This window comes from Streptomyces sp. NPDC107546, assembly GCF_055639175.1.
In genome coordinates, this window is the sequence record NZ_JBVKBA010000061.1 from 1 (window position 1) to 21,599 (window position 21,599).

The following is a 21,599-nucleotide window of genomic DNA, read 5'->3' on the forward strand; positions in this document are numbered from 1 at the left end:
GCTCAGGCTGTGGCCCTGTACGAGGCCGGGCGCTATGCGGAGGCGGAAGCCGAGGCCCACGCCATGGCCTCGGCCCGTTCCTTCCCACGCGAGGACGCACCGCGGGCTCTGCGCATTGCTGCGGCGGCGATGGACGCCCAGGGCCGCTACGTCGAGGCGCTCGCCACCTACGACGAACTGCTGCCGGTCTTCGGAAGGCTCTTCGGCGCCAAAGATTGGCAGACCCTGCAACTGCGCTCGAACCGCGCCCAGACACTGACCGCGCTCGGCAGGCACGCCGAATGCGAAGCGGAGTGCGTGACCGTCGCCTCTGCCGCAGCTCGCGGCAGAGTGCTGGCGATGCGGATGCTAACGGCGGCCGCCCGGAACGGACTGATCTACGCTCTCAACGGGCAGGGCCGCCACCCGGAGGCCGAGGCGCTCGCCCGCGAGGCCCTTGCCGTTCATCGCCTACCGGGCCGGTTCACCTTGGCCCTGCGGCTCGGCCTGGCCCGCAGTCTCAATGGCCAGGGCCGCCATGAGGAGGCTCTCGCCGAGGCGCAGCACGCCGACGAGCTGCGCCGCAGCCTGCCCGAGCATGAGTGCCGCCCGGAGACTGGCGCCGTGGAGCTGGCTCTGGCCACCGCCCTGCTGGGGCTGGGCCGCAGTACCGAGGCCCGCACCCTGACCGCAACCGCCCACCACGCCTGTCTGGCCGCCTTCGGCCCGGACCACCGCCGCACCGCCGAGGCCCTGGCGCTGTTCGACCGCATCGACGGCTCATGATCCGAGCGCAACACCGCGACGCTCGTCCGTCCCAGCGAAGGGGCACGGACGTCGCATGGCATCACACTGAGCCTTTTCAACCTCAGTTGGAGCAGGTCAGGTGCAGGACGAGGACAGCTTGGACGAGGTGGGTTATGCGGGTGGTGGAGCACCGAAGCTTGCGCAGTAGCCGCCAGGTCTTGAGGGCGGCCATGGCCTGTCCGACGAGTGCGCGGATCTTGGCGTGTGAGCGGTTGACCGCTTGCTGACCTGTGGACAGCGTCTCCCAGCGGCCCCAGTAGGGCAGCCGTATGGTGCCGCCGGCGCCTCGGTAGCCCTTGTCCGCCCAGCAGGGCACGCGAGCCTCCGCGAGGGCATCGATGATGCCGTGCGTCCGGGCCGCCTTGATTTCGTGGACCGCGCCCGGCAGTGCGGGTGAAGCCCACAACAGTCGCCCGGCGGGGTCAGCGATGACCTGCACGTTCATTCCGTGTTTCTTGTGCTTGCCGGAGTAGAAAAAGGGCGGTCGGCGGCAACGCGGTCGATCGGCAACAGTGTGCCGTCCAACATCACGAACGCCTTGGTGGAGGCGGTCATCATGGCCTGAGCCAGGGTCGGGGCCCGGGTGGCCAAGATCTCGACGGCTTCGGCGATGTAGCGGTAGGCGGTGGCGGTGCCGATACCGAAGCCGGCGGCGAGCTGAGCGTAGGTGTGGCGGGATCGCAAGTGCGCGAGGACAAGCAGGGCCTGCCGTCCGGCGGTCAGACGACGCCATCGGGTGCCGCGTTCCCGGCGGCTGGTGCGCAGGCGGGCGGTCAGGAAGCGCAGGCTCTCGGTGGACACATCGACGCCGGAAGGATAGACAAGCGCGCGGAAGCTCCTGACGGACAAGCGATCTTGGTCGTGAACCCGTCTACCAAGAGCTTCTTCACGTCTCACTGCCGCCCCACCCCCTCAACTACCCGCCCGCCGAATCAGGTTGGACGCGGCTCGCGTCCGTGGGTGGTTCGTCGATGTGGCGACCAATGTGATCGCGGGGATGGCCCTCACACTGCATGAGCCGGGCCGGGATGCGGTGCTGGCCGCGTTACGGATACGAAGGCATGGCTCAGGTGGAGACGGGGGTGCGGGACAGTGCGGTGCGCAGAGCGAAGATGCCGAGCAGGCCGCCTGCCGTGAACCGCTGGGCGGTCATGACGCGGGGCCGGGCGGCCAGAAACCCGGACACCCGTGCTGCACCCAACATGATCACAGCGTTCACGGTGATCCCCACAATGATCTGTACACCGCCGAGCTGGAGCAGTTGCTTCCAGGCCGGACCCACATGAGGGTTCAGGAACTGCGGAAGTAGGGCGGCGTACAGCAGAGCGATCTTAGGGTTGAGCAGGTTGGTCAGCAGCCCCATCGAAAACAGTCGGGCGTCGGAGACCGGGGGCAGGTCCTGGGCCGGGGCGAAGGGCGAACGGCCGCCGGGCTTGAGCATGCCCCAGGCGAGGTAGGCCAGGTAGACGGCCCCGGCAAGCTTGACCACTGTGTAGGCCACCGGCACGGCACTGAACAGCGCGGAAAGGCCCGCAGCCGCGGCCAGCAGGTAGCACAGGAAGCCCGCGGCGGTCCCACTGAGGCTGACCAGACCCGCCCTGCGGCCTTGGGTGATCGCGCGGGATGCCAGATGGATCATGTTCGGTCCCGGAGTCAGGGCCATGCCTAGTTCGACCAGAGCCACTCCTCCCACTGCGGACAGAGTGATCACCGGTCAACCTCCTGGTAGTTCGTCGGGTGCCTGGTACCCCGGCGTGGGGATGCGCCCACTGCAATGGACAACCGGCGCATCTACAGCGCCTGCTTCGCCCACCGCAGGATACGGCCTTGCCGTTCGGCACATCCACGCTCGCTGTCCGGCTGCCCTACTGGGGCCGCTGGGAGACGCTGTCCACAGGTCAGCAAGCGGTCAACCGCTCACACGCCAAGATCCGCGCACTCGTCGGACAGGCCATGGCCGCCCTCAAGACCTGGCGGCTACTGCGCAAGCTTCGGTGCTCCACCACCCGCATAACCCACCTCGTCCAAGCCGTCCTTCACCTGACCTGCTCCAACTGAGGTTGAAAAAGGCTCACTGTTTGGCCTGCAACGCGCGCACTCCATCAGGCATGTGCAGTACAGAGGCGCCTCCGGGGTGGGGCACCATCCCGGTTCGGGCCATGTGCCTTGGTGGAGGCGTTGGGCCGGGTTTTTCCTGGCTCACCTTGTCGACGACGGTGCAGTGACAGGGATCACGCGTGGGTATCGAGCCAATTCATCCTATGAGTGGATAGGTGTTGAGGGTGTGACGGTAGGTTCCCCGGTGACCACACTTGATCGTTTCTTGGGGAAACCTTGTCGCGTTCACGCGCGAGATTCTTGGCTTTGGCGTGCGCTGGAGCCACCGCACTCACCGTTCTCGGCACGGCGCCGCCGACCGGTGCTGCTCCGCCCAACGATGCCTGCAGCATCCTCTATAACGCACGCATCACGTTCTGGGCCATGACCTGCAGCCAGCCGGGTGAGCCGATGATCGGCGGCTTTGCGACCTGGCGCAACGTGCCGATCGCCTTCGACCAGACCGACACCGGCAGCGCAACGGTGCAGGCCTCCAACTACCTGCGGGTCACCCCGAATACCGAAAGCAGCCCGCTCGCCGCCAACATCGAGATCGGTCTGTACGCGCAGAAAACAGGCAAGACCACGTCCACCTACGGGCCGCGCTGGACGGAACTGACCACCAGCGGAGGACGCACGAAGGCGATCACGGCCGGCGTGAACCCGACCAAGCCGGACAACCGCAACCACACCTATATGACCGTCCGCCAGGACAGCGGCAACCAGTGGGACGTGCTGTACGACTTCAACAAGGTCGGCTCCGCCACCAGCCAGCTCAAGGTGCCGCGTGGTAACCCCAACCGCATCGACGTCGGCCTGGAGGTGACCGGCCCGACGTACATCAACATCCCGTCGATCGCGGACCGGATGCAGTTCATGGGCGAGAACAAGGCGTGGAAGCAAGTGGCCACCCGCAACGTGGCCAAGTCCGTCACGCTCCCCGCGTGCAGCACCACTTACAAGCCGCCGAGCTGTTTCACCACCAAGCTCGCCGATGCCGCGAACTTCACGCAGTGGACGGTCTCCAAGCCTCGTCGGCAGGCAGCCGCCCTGGCCCGACCGGACTCGGCGTCTCCTGCCCGGCCCGCCGCCCGGCCGCCAGCAGCCTGCTTGGCACATTCAACGGCGTGGACCAGCAAGCTCTTCAGAGCTGTCTGGAAAACGACCCGGACAGCTGCCTGGCGACCGTGCCCGGTCTCGCCGACTGCGTGGTTACCGTCCGGGTCTGCAATGCCGCGGCCTTGCCTGTGAATAGCGGCCTTGAGGACACCACGGGCAGCGCCGACGTTTCGGCCGCCGACATCCGCGCCCAGGCTTCGGCCGCCTTTGATGTCCCGGCCGACATGCTCACCCTCACCCCGCCCACCGCGCCCGCAGGACCGAAGGCACGCCTTCGCGCCGCCGGCAGCGACGCTGCCTGGACGGTGACCTCTACCGGCTCCACACCTGGGCTCCAGCGCACCGACCAGCGCTTCGACGGCTTCACCGCCCGCTACTCAGCGCATACGGGCGCGCTGCTGGATGCCTGCTGGGGTGATCTGTGCGACGCCTCGTGACCCCTGTCCCCCGGCCCCAGCAGCAGATGGCGCCCAGCCCGGTATGTCCGCAAGGAGTTTCCAGGTGAAGACCCGTACAGCACTGGCACGTTGTGCCCGCGGCGCCGCCACCGCTGCCGCCCTGACGCTGCTCACCGCAGCCACCACCGCCGCCCGCCCCGCACCGTCCACCGCACAGGCCCCGAACCGGGCGCGTTCGTCGACGCCTCCTCGGTCCCCGCCAGCCAACTGCGCGGACTTGACCATCCCATCCCGCTGGCCGACTACGCGCGCAAGCACCGCTCGCGCCTCGCCGCCCCGCGCGCCGTCTCCGCACCGGACGACCCACAGGACCTGCGCCAGCAATGCGCCGCACACGCCTCGCAGGCCAACACGCCATTACAGTGGATGACCCCGTTTACCAAGCCGCACGTTCCGGGGCATCCGCGAATCTTACGGTGTGGAAAAACAGGATCGTCAAGGTTGAAGCAGCGGGTAAGACCAGCACCGTGACTTCCGGAGCCTCCACACGCGCGCTTGTCCTGGCCACGTTTCTCATCGGACTCGGCGGCCTCGCCACCGCAATGGCCATACGAGCGGGCACAGGAACACCGTGGGGGGCACTGTGGTTCCACGCTCTGTGCATCGTGACCTGCACCGGAATTCTCCTCGCCTTTGTGATCAGCCTCCCCCAGTGGTGGATCGCGCTACTTGCCGCCCCAGCCTGGCTGACCGCCCCCTTCGTCATCACCCTGATGACAGAGAAAGTGAACATGCCGAGCATCTTCTGAACCATCGCTCTTCACTGCCGGAGCCGCCACAGTGGGGCCGTCTGTCACGTGGCCCCGCGGTGGGCGCCGCTACCCCCGAGGCGCGCCCATCGCGCCATACAACCACCTCCCCGGGCGCTCACAGCGGCCGGGGACGCGCGTGGCCCCGCCGACGCGCGAGAGGGAACCGCCAGCGCCCAGATCCCCCGAGGCGGCGGCGCGGTGCCAGGCGGCCCGGGCGTGCACTTCGCTCGATTCGATCGTCTTCACGCTTGAATCGAGCGCAGCGATCCGGCATTGTGCTTGAAGCAAGCGCAATGCCTGCCGTTCACGCAGGCGAGAGAGGTGCTTCATGGACGAGATCGACCGGGCCATCCTGCGAGAGCTGCAGGTCGACGGCCGGATCCCTTACGCCGATCTGGGGCCGAAGGTGGGGTTGTCACCCTCGGCCGCGAGGCACCGGCTGCAGCGGCTGATCGACACGAACGCGGTCCAGGTCGTCGGAGTGACCGATCCGATGACCATGGGCCAGCAGACAATGGCACTCCTGGGCTTGCGCATCGACGGCGATCCCCGGGCGGTCGCCGATGAGCTGGCCCGGCACGACGAAGTGGTGTACACGGTCCTGACGTCCGGCGGCTTCGACCTGTTCGCGGAGGTGGTGTGCAGTCAGCCTCGAGATCTTCTGGACTTCATCAACGACGTCGTGCGGCCCATCGAGGGTGTCGCATCCCTGGAGAACTTCCCCTACTTCGGGATTCACACTCACCGCTTCTTGTGGCATGTCGACTGAGGCATCCGAGCGTCCCAGCCCTGTTTGCCCGCACCAGCCGAGGAACCCTGCATGCTGCCCGACGAGTACCGCACGATCGACTTCTTCACCGAGGACGCCCTTCCCGTACCCCGCGTGGCGCCGGCCGAGGCTGAGCTCATCGCTGCCGAACACCTCGGCATCTCTGCTCGCGCGCAGTCGCTGGGCAGCCAGCAGGACGCCAACTTCCTGCTGTACGCCGACGATGGGATGCCCGCGGCGATTCTGAAGATCGCCAACCCTGCCTTCAGCACTGTAGAGATCGAAGCCCAGGACGCGGCAGCCGACCTGATCGCCTCGGCCCGCCCGGAACTGCGCATCGCCACCGTCCTGCGCCGCCCTGACGGCTCCCCGCGTCGCACGACGGTGGACACTGAGACCGGTCCGGCCGTCGCGCGACTGCTGCGCTACCTGCCCGGCGGCGCACTCTCGGGACCCCGGCACCTGTCACCGACCACGGTGGCGGCCATGGGCACGATCGTCGGAAAAGTCAGCACCGCTCTGCGCGACTTCCGGCACCCGGGCCTCGACCGCGTGCTCCAGTGGGACCCGCAGCACGCCGATCGCGTCGTCGCCAAGCTCGCCGGGCACATCGACGAGCACGACCGGCGCACCGCCGTACAGGCCGCGACCGCCGAGGCCTGGGCACACGTCCAGAAGCTCGCCTCCGCGCTGCCGTCGCAGGCCGTGCACCTGGACCTCACCGACGACAATCTGATCCGCCGTCCCGACACCCGTCCGCCCATGCCGGACGGAATCATCGACTTCGGTGACGTGACCACGAGCTGGGCGGTCGGCGAACTTGCCGTGACACTGTCCTCACTGCTCCACCACGACGGTATCGAGCCTCACCAAGTGCTGCCGGCCGTCCGCGCCTTCCACGCCGTTCGGCCGCTCTCCCCAGAGGAGGCGGAGGCGTTGTGGCCGCTCGTGGTCCTGCGCGCCTCCGTGCTGGTCGCCAGCGGGAGGCAGCAGGCTGCCGTCGACGAGGACAACGCCTACGCGAAGGCCGCACTCGACCGCGAGTGGCGCATATTCGAACAGGCCACCTGGCTGCCTCTGCCGGTGATGATCCGCCTCGTCAGGGGCGTGACAGGCATGGCTGACGTGCCTGCCCGGACCGCGCAGGCCGATACGCCGGTGCGCCCTCTCCTGCGGGACCTCGCCGCCGGCGACATCACCCTCCTCGACCTGTCCACCGACGCCGATTCCATGGACCACGGAGCCTGGTTGGACGCCGGCACCGAGGACAGGCTGGCGGCCGCCGCGCTCGCGGACGGAGCAGCCGCGGTGGCCACCTGGTACGCCCATGCGCGGCTCACTCGGACACCGGCACTGTCGGCGGTCTCCACCGCCACGGTGCCCACCGGAATCGACCTCTGGCTCGGCCGGGATGCCGTGGTGCAGGCGCCCGCCGCGGGCAGGGTCCTCGCCGCGGTGCCGGGCCGCGTGGACCTCACCTACGGCGCGCAGGCGCTGTCGCTGTCCTTCCCCCGCGCGATCCAGCCCGTGGTCAGCACCGGTGCGACGGTGCAGGCGGGCGAGGACATCGTCCAGCTCAGCTCCGGCGCCTCGGTTCACGTTGCGTTGCGTGACGCCGACGGCCCCGCCGCCCCGCGCCTGGTCCGTCCCGAGTACGCCGCCGGCTGGCTCGCGCTCACCGCCGACCCCGCCCCGCTCCTCGGCCTCCCGGTCGACTCCGACCGCACGCGCGAGAGGGACCTGCTCGACCGGCGCGACGCCGCGTTCGCGACCGTACAGGAGCACTACTACGCCAACCCTCCCCATATCGAACGAGGCTGGCGCCACCATCTCCTGTCCACCGACGGCCGCTCGTACCTCGACATCGTCAACAACGTCACCCCGTTGGGCCACGCCCACCCCCGGGTCGAGCAGGCGGTTTCCCGGCAGCTGCGACGGCTCAACACCAACTCGCGATTCCACTACGCCTCGGTGGTGGAGTTCACCGAACGTCTCGCCGGACTGCTTCCCGAGCCCCTGGACACGGTGTTCCTGGTCAACTCCGGTTCCGAGGCGGTGGACCTGGGCATCCGGCTGGCCATCGGGGCCTCAGGGCAGCACGATGTTGTCGCACTGCGCGAGGCGTACCACGGCTGGACGTACGCCTCCGACGCGGTCTCCACCTCGCTCCAGGACAACCCGAACGCCTGCGCCACCCGCCCGAGCTGGGTCCACACCGTGGACTCGCCCAACTCCTACCGAGGCCGGCACCGCGGGACGGACGCCGGGCGCTACGGACCCGAGGCCGTCGGGGTGATCAACGAACTGGCCGCTTCCGGCCGCCCGGCAGGAGCGTTCATCGGCGAGACCTACTACGGCAACGCCGGAGGCGTCGCCCTCCCCGACGACTATCTCGCCCAGGTGTACGCGGCTGTCCGCCGTCACGGCGGCCTCGCCGTCGCCGACGAGGTCCAAGTCGGCTACGGCCGCCTGGGACACTGGTTCTGGGGCTTCGAGCAGCAGCGGGTCATCCCCGACATCGTCTGTGTCGCCAAGGCCATGGGCAACGGACACCCCCTCGGCGCCGTCATCACGTCCAAGTCGGTCGCGGACCGGTACCGCGACCAGGGCTACTTCTTCTCCTCCACCGGTGGCAGCCCGGTCTCCAGCGTGGTGGGCCTCACCGTCCTGGACACCCTGCGCGACGAGGACCTCCAGGGCAACGCGGTGCGCGTCGGCGGCCATCTGAAGCGCCGGCTCGAGACACTGGCCGACCGCTACGCCATCATCGGCGCCGTCCACGGCTCGGGCCTCTACCTCGGCCTCGAACTCGTCCGGGACCGCACCAACCTGGAACCCGCCACCGAAGAGACCGCCGAACTCTGCGACCGTATGCTCGACCTCGGGGTCATCGTCCAGCCCACCGGCGACCACCTCAACATCCTGAAGATCAAGCCACCGCTGTGCATCGACACCGCCGCCGCGGACTTCTTCGTCGACATGCTCGACCTGGCCCTCATCCAACTCGGCCACGGCCACACCTGGTGACACCCGGCTCGGCATCGGCGCTTCGCGATTCGGCGCCGAGGTGACGCTCGACCTGCTGGCCGGCGACCGCGCCGAGCGCACCGCCGGTGCTGGGTCGTGCTCGTAGACGGCGCCCGCCACCAACTCGACCTCATCACCGCCAAGGCCGAACGCCGGGGGGACGGTGCACATCGTCATCGACCTCATCCACGTGCTCCAATACCTCTGGGACGCGGCCTGGTGCCTGCACCAGGTCCAGTGCGGGGCAGGCCGACCATGCTCACCCCGGTCGGGGCGTCGGTGAACGCGCAGCCGGACCGGCCGGCCCGGCTGCTGCCGTAGTAGTTGTCGCAGCGGTAGACGGCGGAGGCGTAGGAGACGCTGCCGGGGCTGTAGCCGGGCTTGGTGAAGGTGTAGCTGTAGGTGGTCCTCGCCTTGGGGTTGATCTTCTTCGGGGCGATGGGGCCGGTCGTGTAGTCGACACTGCCGCCGACAGCTCGCCTGACCGCCACGGGGCCATCGGGAAGGCGGAGGGCAGGGGGCGGGTCCTCCTCCTAGGAGGGCAGGAAGGCCTTCAGATGGGCCTGCAGCCACTGGTCAGCTCGGCGGCCGAAGAGGGCTTTGAGGAGCGCTGGAGGCTGCCCGGCCAGGTCGATACGGCAAAGCGGGCAGTAGCGGCCGTCCACGGGCGGGGCCTCATCGACAGCTCGCCGGAGGGCCGGTGACGGGCTGGCCGCATTGCTCGTACGGTGCCGGCGCCGGACGACTGGCAAAGCGCAGTTCTTCAAGGCGTTCGCGGACCAGCTGGCGCGCGCCGGGGTCCGGGAGCGCGGCAGGGGGCTGACCCCGCGCTGCAGCCTGGTGCGCCGCTGCCTGCCGTTGTTCATGCTCGCGTTGGTCCTCGCGCCGGCGGCGGCGTTCGTCGTCGCATTCCTGCCAGGCGTCGAAGCCGTTGGGGTCGGCCAGCGCGGTGGGAAGGTCCTCCCACGCGCCGTGCCCGCACCGCCACCACACCGCGACTTTCGGACCGTGAGCCTGGAGACGGCCGAAGGGGGTGAACAGGACCAGGATGGCATCGGCGTATGTAATGCGCCGGTTCGGCCGGGCGCGCGAAGACGTCTGCAAGCAACGCGGCGGAAGTTCTCCATCCTCGTCTTCCGACCTGGCTGCTGCCCGGACGATGAAATTGGGCCGCTCGGCCGAATCTGATGCTGTGCCCAGGTGAGAAGGACCTGCGGCTCGCCTGAAAAGGCGCGGCAGGCAGCTTTGCTCCCAGTGTCCGGGACACGGACGAGGGGCCGTGCGCGCTCCGGCGGTCCCCGCACCTCAAGGAGAGCCATGCGATACATCACACTGCCCGGCATGGCGGCGTTCGCCGCCCTTCTCGCCCAGGGCGTGAGTGCGGTACCAGCCGTGGCGGACCAAGGCATTTCGGTGCCGTGTGACACCACGGCCCTGACCACCGCGATCGCCACCGCGCAGGCGGGATCCACACTTGTCCTCGCCCGCCACTGCACCTACCACCTGCACACCGCCTACACCGGCGCCGACGGACTACCCCCCATCACCAAGCAGCTCACCATCCAGGGCCGTGACGCGACGATCGTCCGTGACGGGCTCACGGCCGGCGTCTTCCGCATCTTCCACGTCACCTCCACCGGTGGCCTCCGGCTCGACGACATCACGATCCGCGGCGGCAACGCACCCGATGACGGGGGAGGCATCCTGGTCGACAAAGGCGGCAAGCTGAAGCTCAGCGACGCCACCCTCGACAACAACACCGCCGTGAGCGAGGGCGGCGGCGTCGATGTCGAGGCAGGAGCCACGGCGGACATCACCCGCACTCAGTTCACCTTCAACAACGCGGGTCTCAAAGGCGGCGGTCTGCAGTCGGACGGCACCGTCACCACCGACGGGGTCGTGTTCGCCCGCAACTCCGCCGCGGATTCCGGCGGCGCCATCGACCACGACAGCGGTGACGCGGTCTACCGCAACACCACTCTGAAGGACAACGCCGTCGTCGATTACGGCGGCGGCATCGACATCGACGGCGGCACCGTCCAGTTCATCAACAGCAAGATCCTGAACAACACCAACACGAGCACGGAGGGCGGCGGGATCTGGAATAAAGCCTCGCTGACCCTCATCAACACCGAGGTCACCGGCAACGTCGTCGCAGGCAACACCGTCCAGGGCGGCGGCATTTTCCAAGCGCACGGCACCCTGGTGCTTCGGCACAGCTCAGTCGACCACAACAGCGCGAGCGGATCCGGCGATTCGCAGGGCGGCGGCATCTACAACACCGGCGGCGCGGTGACGCTCGATCACAGCGAGGTGAACAACAACGCCTCCACCATCGCACCGGGCGGCGTGTACACCGACACCCAGTTCACGGTGAACCAGTCAGAAATCCGGCACAACACACCCACCAACTGCGCCGGCAGCCCCACCATCGTCACCGGCTGCACCGGCTGACCTCGCACCCATCAAACCCCGCGGGCATCCGACCACACCCCAGCGCACCGCGACCAAAAAGATCGCTGGACCTTGCCACCTCCTCGACCCTGTCCTTGCCGGAAACCTCATCCGGCCAGGTCAAGCGGCATGCTGGTACTCGTGGAGTATGCCGCCGAGTCGGTCGCGTCTTCGTACGTCAAGGCGAAGGATCCGGGCCGGGGCGTTGATCGGCTCGGGCAACGGGCGGATCGGGCGGTCGTTGCCGATGCCCTGGTGGGGCCGATGCGAGTTGTAGAAGTGTTCGAACTCGCGCAGAGCATGGAGCAAATGGCACTGGTTCCATATCAAGTGCGGTCCAGGAGCTCACGCCGGCAGGTCTGCACCCACCGCTCCATGACGGCGTTCATCCTCGGCATCCGGACACCGCTTGGCACAACCTGGATGCCCGCGTCCTTGAGGACGTCATCGAACAGGGCGGAGAACTTACCGTCCCGGTCCCGAATCAGGAACCGGGCCCGGCAGCCCGCGTCCTCCAGGTTCATGACGACGTTCTTCGCCGCCTACGCCACCCAGGCCGCTGTCGGGTGCGCGGCGCCGCCGAGGATGCGGATCCGTCGGCTGACGTGCTCGATCACCGCCAGCACCTGCAGACGCGCACCGGACAGGGTGACCGCCTCGAAGAAGTCGCAGGCCAGCAGCGCGCCGGCCTGGGAGCACAGGAAATGGCCCACGTGCCGGCGCCACGTTCAGCCGCTGGGTCGATTCCGGCCTCCCCCAAGATCTCCCAGACCGTGGAGGCGGCGACCTTGATGCCCAGGACAAGCAGTTCGCCGTGCACGCGCCTGTAGCCCCCGTGGGGATTCTCGCGCGCGAGGCGGAGTACGAGGGCGCGTATGGAGTGCACGGTCCGCGGCCGGCCCGGACGCTTCGGCCGGGACCGGGCGGCATGCCGACGTGCGAGCAGGTCCCGGTGCCACCGCAGCACCGTCTCCGGGCGCACCAGCAGCCGCACCCGGCGCAGCGCATCCATCGGCAACCGTGCAGCAGCGCCACCAGGAACGCCCGGTCGGCCGCATCGAACCGCGGTCTGCGCTTGACCAGTTGCCGCTCCAGCACCGTGATCTGATGCCCTAGCACCAGGATCTCGATGTCCTTGTCCCGATCGCTCATCGACAGTAGGCGCAGCATCGCGAACGCGTTGCTCACACCGAAGTAGGCCAGTCGCAGCAGCACGGACGATCACCTTGCAGTGCTGATCGACTTCCGCACAACCGCGGCGTGAGCATCCAACGTCGAAGCTCCGCGAAGACCGCCCACCGCCTCACCACCTCGGCGGACAAGGATTTCGGCAAGGACAGGGTCCGAGGGTTTGTTGGTGCGCCCACTTTCGGGTCGCGGTGCGATCAGGCCACGCTCAGGACGATCTTCCCGGTGGTGCGGCCCTGCTCACCGATTTCGTGCGCCTTTGCGGCCTGGGCCAGCGGCACGACGGTGTCCACGACGGGCTTGAGTGCGCCCTGCTCCGCCAGGACGGCGATCTCTCGCAGGCCCAGGTGGTCGGGCTCGACCAGCATCCACACCGCCCGCACGTGGTCGGGGACGTCTGCAGGGACGTCATCCGGGCCGGGCAGGGTGACCAACCGGCCGCCCGCCCGCAGCACCTTCAAAGAGCGCTCGGCGTTCTGGCCGCCGAGCCCGTCCAGCACCACATCCACGTCCCCGACCACGTCCTCGAACCGGACCGTGCGGTAGTCGATCACCTCGTCCGCACCCAGCTCCCGCAGCAGGTCGTGCTTGCCGGCGCTGGCCGTGCCGATGACGTACGCGCCACGGGCCTTGGCGATCTGCACGGCCAGGTGACCGACCCCGCCGGCCGCCGCGTGCACCAGCACCCGCTCACCGGCGCGCACGCCGGCGGTGTCCACCAGTGCCTGCCGGGCGGTCAACGCGGCCAGCGGCAGCGCCGCCGCCTGCACGTGGGTGAGGTTCGCCGGCTTGGGCGCGAGGTGGCGGGCCGGGGCGACGACGTACTCGGCGTAGGCGCCCGCCTGCCGCGGAAACATCGGCATGCCGTACACCTCGTCTCCGGGGCGGAACATCCCGACGCCCGGTCCGACGGCCTCGACGGTGCCGGAGACGTCCCAGCCGACCGCCGGGACCTCGTCCCACTCGATCAGGGCCCCACTGGCCCGGGTCTTGAAGTCCACCGGGTTGACTCCGGCCGCGTGGACCCGTACCAGGACCTCGTTCAGTCCCGGTTCGGGCTGTGCGACCTCACGCTCGACGAGCATTTCCGGTCCGCCCCACTGCTCCACGACCACCGCACGCATGCTGTCCGCCTCACTCTTTCGCCTCGATCGGATGTGGCCGCCCGGGCCGTCCCCGGCGCGACGCAATCCACGATGCGGCACCCGCCCCCACCACGGTGTTGGCCGTTTGGCCACTATGTGACAGGATCTGGCCATGAGTGAGACGCAGTGGCCGTGCACCAACCCCGACCCCGTCCGGACCGGCGTGGCACCGGGACCGCACCGCATCGCCGTCCTCGCCCTGCCCGGCGTCCCGCCCTTCGAGCTTGGCATCCCCTCCCGCGTCTTCGGCAGCGTCCTGGACACCGACGGATGCCCCCTGTACGAGGTCACCGTCTGCACCGCCGACGGCGCCCCGGTCCTCAGCGACGCCGGGTTCACCGTGTCCCCCGCAGCCGGCCCCGAGGCCCTGGCCGCTGCGGACACCGTGATCGTCCCGCCCACGCACGCCATGCCCGAGTTGGGCCACGGCGGCCCGCTGCCGCCCGAGGTCACCACGGCCATCGCCGGCATCCGGCCCGGCACCCGCCTGGTGTCCATCTGCACCGGCTCCTACGTCCTGGCCGCCGCCGGGCTCCTCGACGGCCGGCCCGCCACCACCCACTGGAACCTCGCCCCCGAGTTCCGCCGCGCCTATCCCCACGTCAAGGTCAACGAGGAGGTCCTCTTCGTGGACGACGGCGACGTCCTGACCTCCGCGGGCGTCGCCGCCGGCGTCGACCTGTGCCTGCACATGATCCGCCGTGACCACGGCGCCGCCGCCGCCAACCGCGCCGCCCGCATGTGCGTCGTACCGCCCTGGCGGGACGGCGGGCAGGCCCAGTACATCGACCGCCCGGTCCCCGAACCCACCGTCGCCACCACCACCGCCACCCGCGCCTGGGCCCTGGAACACCTCGGCGAACCCCTCTCCCTGAACCGCCTCTGCGAACACGCCCGGATGAGCCTGCGCTCCTTCACCCGCCGCTTCCGCGACGAGGTCGGAATGACCCCTATGCAGTGGCTCACCGCGCAACGCCTTGAACTGGCCAAGCAGTTGTTGGAGACCACCGACCTGTCGATCGACCTGGTCGCCCACCGCTCCGGCTTCGGCTCCGCGAACTCTCTGCGCGCCCACATGAGAGCGGCCTTCGGTGTCTCACCCGCCGCCTACCGCCGCACCTTCAGCCCTAACGTCCCTGCGACCACAAGCGTTTGAAAACCAGGCATCCGACAGCCAAGAGCCCATCGTCAACGCGGAACCCACGCCGTACACGACGACCGCGCGGACGAGATCGTACGAGAACCCATCGGCACCGCCCCGCCTGAACTCTTGCGCCGACTGAGCCACCAAAGCCACTCCGACGCCCTGTGTGATGTCGTGATCAGTCTTACCGACCCGGATCCGCCTCGAAGGCGGATCCGGTAAGAAGGCGACTGGGGGCACGCCTGCCCGTCACTGATCCCGGAACCCGGCCGACCCGCGTCGGCCGGGTTCCGCAGCTGCTCCGAACCTCGGCGGAGCCCTATGCGTCGACTCCAGCCGCCGGCCGCTACGCAGCAGTCCTGGATTCAGCCCTGCTGGTGGGAACCGTCGGTTCCAGGCCCCGGCGGCCGGTTGCAACCTCCGGCAGGTGAATACAAGGGGCGGAGGAATCCTGGGCGGGCTTACGGCTGTTCGACGTCTTTTCATGTCCAGCTGGCTGAACCGACGGAAGAGCTCCCCTACTCTCCTACCGCCTGATCAGGAAGGGCCCTGGTCAGTGAACAACCTCCAAGCATTTTCCGCCGCTCACTCAGGAGGTCTCCCGTGTCCCTGCTGTCGCGCATCAAGCGCTCTCGCCGGGCGCTCGGCCTGGTCGCCGTCCTACCCGCCGCCCTGGTCGGAGTGTGGGCCGCCGCCCCGGCTGCGCAGGCCGCCACGCTCCCCGCACCCGACCACGTCGTCGTGGTGGTGTTCGAGAACCACGCCTACGAACAGGTCATCGGCAGCTCCAGCGCCCCGTACCTGAACAACACGCTGGTGGCCGGTGGCGGCAACCTCACCCAGTCGTACGCCATCACCCATCCCAGCCAGCCGAACTACCTGGACCTGTTCTCCGGGAACGACCAGGGCATCACCAACGACAACTGCTACACCCCGCAGTTCAGCAGTGCCGCGAACCTGGGCTCCGAGCTCCTCGCCGCGGGCAAGACGTGGGGCAGCTACAACGAGGGCCTGCCCTCCCAGGGCTCGACGGTGTGCACCAAGTCCTCCACCAAGTACGCACAGAAGCACAACCCGTGGTTCGCCTTCAGCAACGTCCCGCTGAACACGGCGTACACCTTCACGCAGTTCCCGACGGACTACACCACGCTCCCGAAGGTGTCGTTCGTCATCCCGAACCTGTGCGACGACATGCACGACTGCTCCATCACGACCGGTGACAACTGGTTGAAGAACAACCTGAGCGCCTACGCCACCTGGGCCCAGAGCCACAACAGCATCCTCGCCGTCACCTTCGACGAGGACGACAGCACGCACAACAACCACATCGTCACCGTCTTCTATGGCGCACACGTGGCGCCGGGCAGCTCCACCTCGACGCAGTACAACCACTACAACACCCTGCGCACCCTCGAGGACCTGGCCGGGCTGACCACCCACGCGGGTGCCGCGGCCAATGCCTCCGACATCACCGGTATCTGGAACTGACCCTGGGGCAGGTTTCCCGCAACCCGTTCAGCAGCGGTGAAAGAGCATCAGGCCGCCGCTCTCGGCCGGGATCCGTCAGCCTGTCTGGTCGTGGAGGACGCGCCGGCCGGGGTGGCAGCCGGTCGCCATACCGGGTTCGAGGCGGTCTTTCTCGACCCCGTCGGGCAGGTGGTCCAGCAGCGGTGGGAGGACGCCGCCCTTGCGGTGGCGTTCGAGGACCTGGCGCCGGTGTCCGCGTTCCCGGTGATCCCGGGGCGGCGGTGGGGACCGGGCCTGTGGTGGTCGGCCACGACCGGACGGCACGTTTCTGCAGGCTCGAACGCGATGCGCACCCAGCTGATCGTCCTCGACCGCGATCCGCGCGTGACCGCCCTGGCGGGGCGGCCGGTACGGCTGCTGTGGCGCAACCCCCGCGGACAGGTGCGTTCCTGGGTGCCGCAGATCTTCGCCCGCTACACAGACGGCACCGCCCTGCTCGCCGACTGCCCCAGCCACCCCGACGCCGGCGGCGCACGCGCGATGAAGGCCGCCAACGCCGTCGCGGAAGCGTGCGCGCACATCGGCTGGACCTACCAGCGGCATGCGCCGCTGGATGAGGTGGTGGCGGCAAACCTGAAATGGCCGGCCGGCTACCGCCACCCCCGCAACGCCGGCCGCCCCGGCCTGACGGCGGCAGTCCTCGAGGCGTTCACGCGGCCGCGGCCGCTGATCGAGGGGGCCGATGCGGTCGGCGACCCGCTCGCAGTACTCCCCATGGTCTTCCACGCCTTGTGGCACAGACAGCTGACGACAGACCTGGAAACACCACTGCACGAACGCACCATGGTCGGTCCCGGCTCGCTCCCCCATGCCGGTGCAGGCGTGCCGGCCGGCCGCCTTCAGGAAGACGCCGCCGAGAGCGAGGACGGCTATGCCGAGGAGACCGGGGACATCAGCGAAACCTCGGAGGACGCGGACACGAACGCAGGCGGCGATGAGGCCGGTGCCCGGCGTGGGGAGGCGGTGTCAGCAGCGGGCGGACGGTGGTGGCGGTCGGGGCGCATGTCCGCTTCCGCGGATTGCGGTGGCAGGTCGTCGCCCTGGCCGGACAGCGTGTGCACCTGGCCGGCGAGGACGGCAGCGATGAGACGGTGCTGGCGGGGCACCTCTTCGCCGATAAGGGCTTGGCCGTGCTGGGAGCGCAGGCGGAAGCGGAGCAGCCTCAGGCAGTTCCGCGGTGGGGGCTGTTCGAGACTGCCCCGGCCGCGGCGCGAAAGAAGGCGCTGACCTGGCAGCGGCACGTGAGGGAAGTCGAATGCGGTCTGCCTGGCGGGCCCGGCAGCGAAGGAGCGGTACGGCCGCAGTACGACCCTGAACGGCACACGCTGGCCGAGCGGGAGCAGGCCAAGGCCGATGAGCTGACCGCGCTCGGCTTCGCCCGGGTGTCGCGCACCACGGTGCAGCGCATGCGCCTGGCCTACCGCAAACAAGGGCTGTGGGGGCTCGTCGACCACCGCACGACCCGCGACCCCAGCCCTTCAGGGCGGCAGGACGAGAGGGTGGTCGCCGCAGTCAAGGACGTGCTGCGCAAGCAGAGGGGCCGCTCCAAGGGCACCGTCAGCGCGCTGATGCCACGGGTCGCGCAGGTCCTTCAGGACCGGTACGGCGGCAGCGCTCCCATGCCGGCGCAGGCGACCTTCTACCGGCTCGTCCGCCAGCTCGCCGGGCCCGCCGGCCATCCCGCACGCCGCGTGCGCACCCCGCCCATCACCGATGATGGACGCAGCCACACTCCCACCGTCGCGCTACGGCCCGGGGAGCAGGTGCAGATCGACACCACCCGCCTGGACGTCCTCGCCCTGTTCGACGACGGGAGCTTCGGCCGGCCCGAGATGACCATCGCGGTAGATGTCGCAACGCGCGCGATCCTGGCCGCTGTGCTGTGCCCGGGCGGCACGCAGGCCGTGGACGCGGCCCTGCTCCTGGCTGAGATGGCCGTGCCCCACCCAGCCCGCCCCACCTGGCCCGACGCCCTGCGCTTCACCCACACCCAGCTGCCTGCCCACAAGCGGCTGCTGACCCTGGACGAGCGCGTGGAGGAAGCGGCCGCCCGCCCCGTCGTGATCCCTGAGACGATCATCATCGACCGGGGCAAAGTCTTCCTGTCCAGGACGTTCACCGCCGCCTGCGAGAGCCTCGGCATCAGCGTGCAGCCCGCCCCGCCCTACTCCCCCACCGCCAAAGGCATCGTCGAGCGCACCTTCGGCTCGATCAACTCGCTGTTCTGCCAGCACCTGCCCGGGTACACCGGCTCCGACATCACCCGCCGCGGCCGCGACGCCGAACGCGAAGCGTGCTTCACCGTTGCGCAACTGCAGGACCTCCTCGACGAATGGCTCGTCCACTACCACCACCGCTCCCACGAAGGGCTGCGCCATCCCGTCCTGCCCAAAGCAGCGCTGACACCGAACCAGATGTGGGCCGCCCTCATCTCGGTCGCCGGCTACGTACCCGTGCCCTGAACAGGGACGACTATCTCGAACGATGCGCCGGCAGGCCATCACCGAACGCGGCATCCGCCTGAACCACCGCACCTACGACTGCGACCTCCTCGCCCCCTACCGCGGGCAGCCCTAAGCCGCCGACCTCCTCAAAGGCCTCACCGAACGCATGAACGCGACGTTCGTCTACGCCGGCATCGACGTCACCACCACACCCCTGTTCAGCGGGGTGCGCGGCGCCCAACTCGCCGGCCGCGCCACCCTCGTGACGATCAGGCTGGGGCGTGCGGTGGTGGTCTGGTGGCGGCCGAGGATCATCATTGTGCGCACCTGGCGAACTACGCGGCCGCCAAGCAGTACTACCAGCGCGAAGGACACCTGCAGGTGCCGCGCAAGCACGTCGAGACCATCGTCGCTGGCATCCAACTCGTCCTCATCGACGAGATCCACCGCCTCAACCCCCGCACCACCACCGGCGCCCAAAAGGCACCCCCCTGCCTTCAGGCCGAAGCACCACCCCGTCGATCCGTCACCCCGCCATCACCGCCATCACCGACGGCACCGAAAAAATCACCGCGGTGATGACGTCGGTGAAGGGGCGGGTCTGGCCCGCGCGCTTCCTCGCATGGTGGGGTATGTCCCGCTCCTGCCAGGTTGCCCGTGTGCCGCTGGCCCACTTGTCTGCCTGGGTGCGGCGTGGCTTGGGTTTCTCCTCCTCGCCAGCGGGTTGGATGCCGAGGAACCGGCCCCGCAGCCGCCGGGAAAACCACCGCGCTCCTCAACGTCGGACGCACCTGCCACCTCAGGGTCCGCGTTCAACGAACTCGACCTGGTATTCAACGGCAACAAATCGATCGAGATCGAGCAGCAACAACATGAGGCGAACCGTCGCGACGACCAAGACGACGGCGCCCCGCCCCGCACCCGTATCGACCTGGCCGGCGGCACGGCCCGCATCGTCCTCCCACCCGACCGCGAGGCCGTTCATCGGCCGCGCAGGGGTGCGCAGCAATCATGAGGAGCCCCATGGCAAGCTCATCTGTCCGACAGCTGTGAGACCAACGCGGCGTCCCCTTCAAAGGATCCGCACCTCTCTCACGGTGGCGTGTCACGGCAGTGGCATGCTCCTCGCTATGCATGAAGATCGGCAGGGCAGGACAACGGTGGGCGTGTGGGGGCGTATCGCGTGCGCCTGGGCAGTCGCTTTCGCCACGCTTCATTTCTACTGGGCGCTGGGCGGCGACTGGGGTCTGAGTGTCTCGGCGGGGCCCCTGGCCGAGAAACGCCCGGCGTGGTTCGTGGCGGTGGGCTTATGGGGTGTGGGGATGCTGTGCCTTGTTGGCGGGGTGCTGGGATGGCTTCTCGCACGGCCGCGGCCCCATGGCTTGGCCGGACGGGTGGTCAAGGCTCTGGGCTGGTCTGTTTGCGCTGTACTGCTGGTGCGCGGCGTCGCGGTTGAAATGATGTTGCTGACCGACGCAGTGGGCCAAGAGGCAGACGTCAGCCCGGAACAGCGGCTGTGGACGCTGGTGCTGTGGAATCCCTGGTTCCTGGTCGGCGGCCTCGTCTTTGGCCTGTCCGCTCGGGAGTTCGGAAGAGCGGACGGTTCGAGTGGCGGAACGGCCTGAATGACGTCGGGGATCACGAGCAGACTATCCAAGATCATTGTGTGACGAACGACCTGAACACCCTGCTGACCGCACTGTATGTGAAGATCGACGACGAACTGGAGACAGGCCGATGGATGGGCAGGCCACCTTCTCGCATGGGGAAGCAGCAGCGATATCCAGACCCGTCACCGGAGGGAGAGGAGGCCGCCCGCCACTTCGTGCAGCAGTGGGCGGAAGCGGTCATCCGTCAGGCCCACCGCACACGCCAGGCACGGAAGGACAGCGCCGCCAACTCGCGGGCCTACGACCTTGCCGAGGACTTCAGCCCGCCCCTTGAACAGCTACAGGACGACTTCCGCACGCAGTGGGCCGAGGAACACCTCCTGATCTGGTCCGCCCACCAGCTCGAGCGCTGGCGTACACGTCTCGCTCACGAGCGGGGCGAGGAGCTGCCACCCGAGAACAAGGCCCTCAAGCTCGTCCGCGACGCTCTGGCACACCTCGACGAGGCCGCCTTCACCGAAGACGCCGCCCGCTCTCCGGAATCCAAGGGATCCGCCGGCCGGGCCCTCCGCGACCTCCCCGAGCAGCAGCTGCGCCTGGAGCTCGGAGGTCACAGCCTCTTCGAGGTTCTGAACGCCGATGAACGAAGAACCGTCGCGGCTCCAGTTGCTCCACTTCGCCAGGCGCGTGGTGGTCCAGCAGGCGACGGCGGCTCTTGCACAGAGCGACGGCTGAATCGCGGTGGAAGAGCGACGCGAGGCAGAACGACGACGGGGTGAGGAGATGCGGCCACCACCGCCTGAGTGGTTGCTCCAGCACGGGCTCAACAGCTCGAACGTCGACGCCGTGCACACCGGTGAGTGCTGGGCTGCGGCCAAGAGCGGCCGGTGCCGTCCGGTCACCCGGCAGCAGGCGCTGGACGCACTGCGCCAGCAGGTTCCTGCGTGCGTTCACTGCCGGCCGGACACGGCCCTCGGCATCTTGGACTAGGCGCTGTTTCTCGGATCATGAGCGGAGCCAGATGATGAGTGCTGCGAGGGTGACGGTGCCGAGGTAGATGTAGGCCCGTTTCTCGTAGC

18 protein-coding genes and 6 pseudogenes are annotated in these 21,599 nt (G+C 68.8%); 18 read left to right on the forward strand and 6 right to left on the reverse strand.

The features are described 5' to 3' along the window. Positions 1-765, forward strand: a 765-nt coding sequence (locus ACZ7L1_RS37940) for a tetratricopeptide repeat protein (RefSeq protein WP_471444098.1), incomplete at its 5' end; no start/stop codon positions are given. Positions 766-847: 82 nt separating this feature from the next. Here ACZ7L1_RS37940 and ACZ7L1_RS37945 read toward each other — a convergent pair. Then, a pseudogene (locus tag ACZ7L1_RS37945) lies at positions 848-1,635 on the reverse strand (IS5 family transposase). A 217-nt stretch (positions 1,636-1,852) separates the two neighbouring features. Next, on the reverse strand, positions 1,853-2,497 hold the full coding sequence (locus ACZ7L1_RS37950; RefSeq protein ID WP_471444100.1) for a LysE family translocator: 645 nt from the start codon (positions 2,495-2,497) through the stop codon (positions 1,853-1,855). A gap of 143 nt (positions 2,498-2,640) precedes the next feature. Here ACZ7L1_RS37950 and ACZ7L1_RS37955 point away from each other — a divergent pair. The 6 genes and pseudogenes from ACZ7L1_RS37955 to ACZ7L1_RS37980 form a co-directional block, all read left to right on the forward strand. Beyond that, positions 2,641-2,844, forward strand: a pseudogene (locus tag ACZ7L1_RS37955) (transposase family protein); the annotation flags it as partial. Positions 2,845-3,267: 423 nt separating this feature from the next. Next, positions 3,268-4,134, forward strand: a complete 867-nt coding sequence (locus tag ACZ7L1_RS37960; RefSeq protein WP_471444102.1) for a hypothetical protein — start codon at positions 3,268-3,270, stop codon at positions 4,132-4,134. After that, entirely contained in the window at positions 4,125-4,439 is a 315-nt protein-coding gene (locus ACZ7L1_RS37965; protein ID WP_471444104.1) for a hypothetical protein, read from the forward strand. Before ACZ7L1_RS37960 ends, ACZ7L1_RS37965 begins: the two co-directional genes overlap by 10 nt. Positions 4,440-4,822: 383 nt before the next feature. Next, a complete protein-coding gene (locus tag ACZ7L1_RS37970; RefSeq protein ID WP_471444106.1) occupies positions 4,823-5,209 on the forward strand; it encodes a hypothetical protein in 387 nt (128 codons plus the stop codon). A gap of 331 nt (positions 5,210-5,540) precedes the next feature. Then, positions 5,541-5,981 (forward strand): Lrp/AsnC family transcriptional regulator, encoded by a 441-nt coding sequence (locus ACZ7L1_RS37975; RefSeq protein WP_471444108.1) that lies wholly within the window; start codon positions 5,541-5,543, stop codon positions 5,979-5,981. A gap of 51 nt (positions 5,982-6,032) precedes the next feature. Continuing rightward, a complete protein-coding gene (locus ACZ7L1_RS37980) occupies positions 6,033-9,008 on the forward strand; it encodes an aminotransferase (RefSeq protein WP_471444110.1) in 2,976 nt (991 codons plus the stop codon). A gap of 182 nt (positions 9,009-9,190) precedes the next feature. On the opposite strand, the gene ACZ7L1_RS37985 is transcribed toward ACZ7L1_RS37980, so the two are convergent. Further along, positions 9,191-9,499 carry a hypothetical protein gene (locus ACZ7L1_RS37985; protein ID WP_471444112.1) on the reverse strand — a complete coding sequence of 103 codons (309 nt, stop codon included), beginning with the start codon at positions 9,497-9,499 and terminating at the stop codon, positions 9,191-9,193. Positions 9,500-9,683: 184 nt separating this feature from the next. Beyond that, positions 9,684-10,112, reverse strand: a complete 429-nt coding sequence (locus tag ACZ7L1_RS37990; protein WP_471444114.1) for a hypothetical protein — start codon at positions 10,110-10,112, stop codon at positions 9,684-9,686. A gap of 213 nt (positions 10,113-10,325) precedes the next feature. On the opposite strand from ACZ7L1_RS37990, the gene ACZ7L1_RS37995 reads away from it, so the two are divergent. After that, positions 10,326-11,462, forward strand: coding sequence for a right-handed parallel beta-helix repeat-containing protein (locus ACZ7L1_RS37995; protein ID WP_471444115.1), 1,137 nt, complete (start codon positions 10,326-10,328; stop codon positions 11,460-11,462). A 120-nt stretch (positions 11,463-11,582) separates the two neighbouring features. Here ACZ7L1_RS37995 and ACZ7L1_RS38000 read toward each other — a convergent pair. Together ACZ7L1_RS38000 and ACZ7L1_RS38005 are read right to left on the reverse strand one after the other, a co-directional pair. Further along, positions 11,583-12,677 (reverse strand): annotated as a pseudogene (locus ACZ7L1_RS38000) (integrase core domain-containing protein). 170 nt (positions 12,678-12,847) lie between these two features. After that, positions 12,848-13,774 (reverse strand): NADP-dependent oxidoreductase, encoded by a 927-nt coding sequence (locus ACZ7L1_RS38005; protein WP_471444117.1) that lies wholly within the window; start codon positions 13,772-13,774, stop codon positions 12,848-12,850. Positions 13,775-13,907: 133 nt separating this feature from the next. Here ACZ7L1_RS38005 and ACZ7L1_RS38010 point away from each other — a divergent pair, with 133 nt between their 5' ends. The 10 genes and pseudogenes from ACZ7L1_RS38010 (at position 13,908) to ACZ7L1_RS38055 (ending at position 21,510) form a co-directional block, all read left to right on the forward strand. Further along, entirely contained in the window at positions 13,908-14,951 is a 1,044-nt protein-coding gene (locus tag ACZ7L1_RS38010) for a GlxA family transcriptional regulator (protein WP_471444119.1), read from the forward strand. Between the two features lie 28 nt (positions 14,952-14,979). Further along, positions 14,980-15,161 (forward strand): annotated as a pseudogene (locus ACZ7L1_RS38015) (hypothetical protein); the annotation flags it as partial. 381 nt (positions 15,162-15,542) lie between these two features. Continuing rightward, positions 15,543-16,427, forward strand: coding sequence for an alkaline phosphatase family protein (locus tag ACZ7L1_RS38020; protein ID WP_471444122.1), 885 nt, complete (start codon positions 15,543-15,545; stop codon positions 16,425-16,427). Positions 16,428-16,463: 36 nt separating this feature from the next. Further along, a complete protein-coding gene (locus ACZ7L1_RS38025) occupies positions 16,464-17,693 on the forward strand; it encodes a TnsA-like heteromeric transposase endonuclease subunit (RefSeq protein ID WP_471444124.1) in 1,230 nt (409 codons plus the stop codon). 14 nt (positions 17,694-17,707) lie between these two features. Beyond that, entirely contained in the window at positions 17,708-18,928 is a 1,221-nt protein-coding gene (locus tag ACZ7L1_RS38030; RefSeq protein ID WP_471444126.1) for a transposase family protein, read from the forward strand. Positions 18,929-19,043: 115 nt separating this feature from the next. Next, positions 19,044-19,175 (forward strand): annotated as a pseudogene (locus tag ACZ7L1_RS38035) (TniB family NTP-binding protein); the annotation flags it as partial. A gap of 459 nt (positions 19,176-19,634) precedes the next feature. Continuing rightward, entirely contained in the window at positions 19,635-19,925 is a 291-nt protein-coding gene (locus ACZ7L1_RS38040) for a DUF6191 domain-containing protein (RefSeq protein WP_471444128.1), read from the forward strand. A gap of 115 nt (positions 19,926-20,040) precedes the next feature. Then, a complete protein-coding gene (locus tag ACZ7L1_RS38045) occupies positions 20,041-20,535 on the forward strand; it encodes a DUF3995 domain-containing protein (protein ID WP_471444129.1) in 495 nt (164 codons plus the stop codon). A gap of 41 nt (positions 20,536-20,576) precedes the next feature. Further along, positions 20,577-20,666 (forward strand): annotated as a pseudogene (locus ACZ7L1_RS38050) (IS982 family transposase); the annotation flags it as partial. Between the two features lie 637 nt (positions 20,667-21,303). Then, complete coding sequence (locus tag ACZ7L1_RS38055; protein ID WP_471444131.1) at positions 21,304-21,510, forward strand: DUF6233 domain-containing protein; 207 nt, start codon at positions 21,304-21,306, stop codon at positions 21,508-21,510. The last annotated feature ends 89 nt before the right edge of the window (positions 21,511-21,599 follow it).

Excerpts from the sequence above, each read along its gene's own strand:
- ACZ7L1_RS38010 (WP_471444119.1), top strand. The coding sequence starts at position 13,908 with ATGAGTGAGACGCAGTGGCCGTGCACCAACCCCGACCCCGTCCGGACC.
- ACZ7L1_RS38045 (WP_471444129.1), top strand. The coding sequence starts at position 20,041 with ATGCATGAAGATCGGCAGGGCAGGACAACGGTGGGCGTGTGGGGGCGT.
- ACZ7L1_RS37975 (WP_471444108.1), top strand. The coding sequence starts at position 5,541 with ATGGACGAGATCGACCGGGCCATCCTGCGAGAGCTGCAGGTCGACGGC.
- ACZ7L1_RS37980 (WP_471444110.1), top strand. The coding sequence starts at position 6,033 with ATGCTGCCCGACGAGTACCGCACGATCGACTTCTTCACCGAGGACGCC.
- ACZ7L1_RS38055 (WP_471444131.1), top strand. The coding sequence starts at position 21,304 with ATGCGGCCACCACCGCCTGAGTGGTTGCTCCAGCACGGGCTCAACAGC.
- ACZ7L1_RS37995 (WP_471444115.1), top strand. The coding sequence starts at position 10,326 with ATGCGATACATCACACTGCCCGGCATGGCGGCGTTCGCCGCCCTTCTC.
- ACZ7L1_RS38005 (WP_471444117.1), bottom strand. The coding sequence starts at position 13,774 with ATGCGTGCGGTGGTCGTGGAGCAGTGGGGCGGACCGGAAATGCTCGTC.
- ACZ7L1_RS37960 (WP_471444102.1), top strand. The coding sequence starts at position 3,268 with ATGACCTGCAGCCAGCCGGGTGAGCCGATGATCGGCGGCTTTGCGACC.